This is a genomic window from Geminicoccus flavidas, from assembly GCF_009806515.1.
GTDB classification, from domain to species: domain Bacteria; phylum Pseudomonadota; class Alphaproteobacteria; order Geminicoccales; family Geminicoccaceae; genus Geminicoccus; species Geminicoccus flavidus.
This window is the reverse complement of record NZ_WUJP01000605.1, coordinates 1-1,371: the sequence shown is the minus strand read 5'-3', so window position 1 is coordinate 1,371 and position 1,371 is coordinate 1. Positions and strand designations below refer to the sequence as shown.

Below are 1,371 nucleotides of genomic sequence, written 5' to 3'. Positions count from 1 at the left end.
GGCCAGCCTGCTCCACCCAGCGGGCGGTCTCCTTGGCGTCCTCGTGCTCGTTGTAATAGGAGATCAGCACGTCCGCACCCTCGCGGGCAAACGCGATCGCGACGGCGCGGCCGATGCCGGAATCGGCGCCGGTGATGATCGCGGCCCGCCCCGCGAGCCGGCCGCTGCCCTTGTAGCTTTCCTCGCCATGGTCTGGCTTGGGCGTCATCTTGCCAGTCTCGCCGGGCATGTCCTGCTGCTGCTTGGGCTGAGGCGGCTGCGGCGCGTCGTTCTTCGGGTCGGTGATCATCGGCTCTGCTCCTGGCCTTCGGCCCCTCTCAGGGCGGCGTTGCGCTGCGTGGAGAACGGCCCGCCCGCGGCGAGGTTGCGCGCGCGCCGCCATTGCTTCTCGCTGCCCCCGCCGGCGCAGTTGTCGCCTTGAGGTAGAAGCTAGTTGACGTCGACACACGTTATTGGCGCAAATGCGGCTTGCACATCAGGCACTCCGGATTTTCGGCATGCTCCATCTCATTCTGGATCGGGAAGCCGCGGACAGGCTCGCCGCCTTGACCATGACCAGCCTGGACGAGCTGGACCTGGCACCGCTGCCGGCCAGCTACAGCATCGTGTTCGCCTACCACGCCGGGCAGTTTCCGGAGCTGGCCACGGAGGTGCAGGCGATGCTGGCCGATCCCGCCACCGCCAGCTCCCAGCACTGCGAGGCGATCTATCAACGTCATTTCGGCAGCGAGCCGATGCTGGAGGACTATGACGAGACGATCCGGAGCCTCGGTCGCAGCGTCACCGAGATCGCGGACCTGCTCCGCACGACCGCGGGCCATGACCGCCGGTTCGGCGGGATCGGCACGGAGCTGGCCGCCCTGGCCGGCACGGCCGGCGGTGCCGCCAGGGCCACGCTTGAACGGATCTGCCAGGAACTGGCGGCACTAGCCCAGGAGAACAGGCGGCTGCGCGCGGGCGTGACCGAGCGCATCGAGGCCTCGACCCGGAGCATCGCCCGGGTCAGCGCGCGCTTCGAGATCGAGCGGGCCCGGTCACGGACCGATCCGCTCACCCAGATCGGCAACCGGCGCTGCCTGGACGAGGAGATGCACCGGCATCCGCTGGCCAGCCTGATCCTCGCCGACATCGACCATTTCAAGCGCTTCAACGACAGCTACGGGCACAAGGCCGGCGACCTGATCCTGGTCGCGTTTGCCCGGATCCTGCGCCAGGCCGCCGGCAGCCACGGCCTGGCCGCCCGCTTCGGCGGCGAGGAGTTTGCGATCCTCCTGCCCGATACCACGCTCGCCGAGGCCGCCGGCATCGCCGAGCGGGCCCGGACCATGCTTGAGGGCATGGCCAAGATCACCACAAAGAGCGGGCTGTCGC

Annotated in this window: 2 protein-coding genes; one reads left to right on the top strand and one right to left on the bottom strand. The window is 69.1% G+C overall.

Features of this window, described 5'->3' with window-relative positions:
• Window positions 1-289 (bottom strand): SDR family NAD(P)-dependent oxidoreductase (locus tag EQG76_RS17115; RefSeq protein WP_159715608.1); only part of this gene is annotated, 289 nt, incomplete at its 3' end.
• 208 nt (window positions 290-497) lie between these two features.
• Here EQG76_RS17115 and EQG76_RS17110 point away from each other — a divergent pair.
• The coding region (locus EQG76_RS17110; RefSeq protein WP_159715607.1) for a GGDEF domain-containing protein at window positions 498-1,371 on the top strand (874 nt) is incomplete at its 3' end.